Annotated in this window: 5 protein-coding genes; 1 reads left to right on the top strand and 4 read right to left on the bottom strand. The window is 42.9% G+C overall.

The window, feature by feature from the left end:
• Positions 1-25: 25 nt before the first annotated feature.
• Both KDK14_RS15670 and KDK14_RS15665 read right to left on the bottom strand, forming a co-directional pair.
• Positions 26-190 (bottom strand): DUF5615 family PIN-like protein, encoded by a 165-nt coding sequence (locus tag KDK14_RS15670; protein WP_257266112.1) that lies wholly within the window; start codon positions 188-190, stop codon positions 26-28.
• The gene (locus tag KDK14_RS15665; RefSeq protein WP_257266111.1) at positions 177-410 is read right to left on the bottom strand and encodes a DUF433 domain-containing protein; all 234 of its coding nucleotides are present in this window, start codon (positions 408-410) and stop codon (positions 177-179) included. Before KDK14_RS15665 ends, KDK14_RS15670 begins: the two co-directional genes overlap by 14 nt.
• A 128-nt stretch (positions 411-538) precedes the next feature.
• On the opposite strand from KDK14_RS15665, the gene KDK14_RS15660 reads away from it, so the two are divergent.
• Positions 539-730, top strand: coding sequence for a hypothetical protein (locus KDK14_RS15660; RefSeq protein ID WP_257266110.1), 192 nt, complete (start codon positions 539-541; stop codon positions 728-730).
• A 280-nt stretch (positions 731-1,010) separates the two neighbouring features.
• Here KDK14_RS15660 and KDK14_RS15655 read toward each other — a convergent pair whose 3' ends face one another.
• On the bottom strand, positions 1,011-1,340 hold the full coding sequence (locus KDK14_RS15655) for a nucleotidyltransferase family protein (RefSeq protein WP_257266109.1): 330 nt from the start codon (positions 1,338-1,340) through the stop codon (positions 1,011-1,013).
• Positions 1,340-1,768 (bottom strand): nucleotidyltransferase substrate binding protein, encoded by a 429-nt coding sequence (locus KDK14_RS15650; protein ID WP_257266108.1) that lies wholly within the window; start codon positions 1,766-1,768, stop codon positions 1,340-1,342. The genes KDK14_RS15655 and KDK14_RS15650 overlap by 1 nt, the downstream gene beginning before the upstream one ends.
• Between the last annotated feature and the right edge of the window lie 140 nt (positions 1,769-1,908).

The following is a 1,908-nucleotide window of genomic DNA, read 5'->3' as shown; positions in this document are numbered from 1 at the left end:
TATTCTTAAATAAACTTTCTCTGTATCATGACGTACGATCAGTGGTAATCAGGTTAGCTTTTGCAAAGCTCCATAATTCAATATCCGGAGAGTTGTCCAGGCTTGCATGAATAATATGCAGGCTTTTCGGAAACTGGGGTTCTATTCGTGTTATCAACCGGGGTGAAAGATTTTCATCAAGGAGCAGCACAGGCTGCACCTTTTATGGTATTCGCAGCATAAAGGAGTGCTGCTTTTATCTGTACCGCTTGCAGGTTGGGGTGGTCTGTCAGGATTTCATCAGTGCTTATCCCCTCAGCCAGCATTTCAAGAATATCGATAACCGTTATTCTTGTACCCTTGATACAGGGCTTACCACACCGTTTGGCTGAGTCGGTTTCTATGTATTGCAAATAATCCTGTTGTTCCATGCCGTTGAACCTCTTTGCCACTGCTTATGGGGTCAGGTCATTCATTATGCACAATGTAACCCAACACCCTTATTACACGTTGTACAGTTCGATACCAGAATATCACTACTGAACAGGACTTACTGGTAATGCAAGAAGCTATTTTGCAAACACAGCTGAAAACTGACTCTCGCTATTTTGAGTTGAGTAGCAAGATAGATCGGGTTGATAGCAACCTTAGGGTTGAAATCGCAGCTATCTCCCGTCAATTCTGGATTACCTTTGGTGGATTAATTACTACAATTCTCAGTGTGTTTGCGGTGAACTGGTACTTTCATTAAATCTTAAACTGAAAAGAAAAACGGAAAAAACCGGGGGTCTTTCTTTTTGAACAACTTTTGTCATTTATAAAAATAAAAAGAAGATATTTTCACAATGCAAGGCCTGCCTCAAATTCCCCTTTTCAATGTTAACAACAGTCCGACAATCTCCCGGGATCAACCCAATACACAAAAACCGGGGTCAAAAAACCGAAAAACCGGGGTCAAGTCTTGATTCTTGACGAAAAAAAATATGAAAAACCGGGATCAAACCTTGATTCATGACGTTCAAAAAACCGGCTTATCCCGAATCACAACGCTGATAAAACACCTGTCCAACCCGTTTGATATGATCCAACAAATTAGGGTTGTCAATGCTTGCCAAAATGGATAGATCAAACTGGTAAGGCAGCATCAGCTCCTCCAGTGTTTCTTCAATCCTGAATTGGATTGTTAAGTCCAGTATTGCCTCTTTGGACGGTAATAAGGTCAGGTCGATATCTGAGCCTGGTTTATAAGTGCCTTTTGCTCTCGACCCATAAATGATGACACGATCAACTTGTGGAAAGGCCGCCATAACCTGTTGAATGGCGGTTATGGTTTGTTCCTTTAATCCAAATCGGTTGGCCATCAGTTACTATCATCCAGCCAGTTTGCCAGCGTTACTTTTAGCTCGCAGAAAGCCGTAAAATACTGATCCAGAATTTTTTTAGCAATGTCATTAGCGACAGCTTCCACATAAGTATGTGATGTGAGGTTACGACTTTTTATCATTTCCATCCAGAGTTCGCCATCAACCACCAGCCCTTCCCTGAAAGCTACCCTTGCAGCATCTCTTGACCCCATTACACCGCTAATTCCCCGATAATCCAGGAAGTCTTTCAGTGTTTTCCAGGCCAATTCATGGGTGAATTCAAAGCCTTGAATCAATCCCTGCTGCTCCAGTTTTGACAGGGCGCGTTGTTGTGAAAGCTCCACGGCTTCCTGCAAAGAATCCAGGGCACGCTGGTAGTTATCAAACCGCTGTATCCAGCGAATATCGTCGTTGTTGTTCGGCATGGTGTGCTGACATAGAGGTGTATGAGCTTTTAATCGTAGCAAGTTAGTGGTTATCAGGGAAAGAAAGCTGGAAAACCGGGGTCAAGTCTTTCTTGCGACAGGCTAAGCCTGAGAATGTGGGAGGTTCTATGAACTGAAAT

Source organism: Endozoicomonas sp. ONNA2 (assembly GCF_024606365.1).
GTDB lineage: Bacteria > Pseudomonadota > Gammaproteobacteria > Pseudomonadales > Endozoicomonadaceae > Endozoicomonas.
The sequence above is the reverse complement of the archived record's forward strand: the minus strand, read 5'-3'. Positions and strand labels throughout refer to the sequence as shown.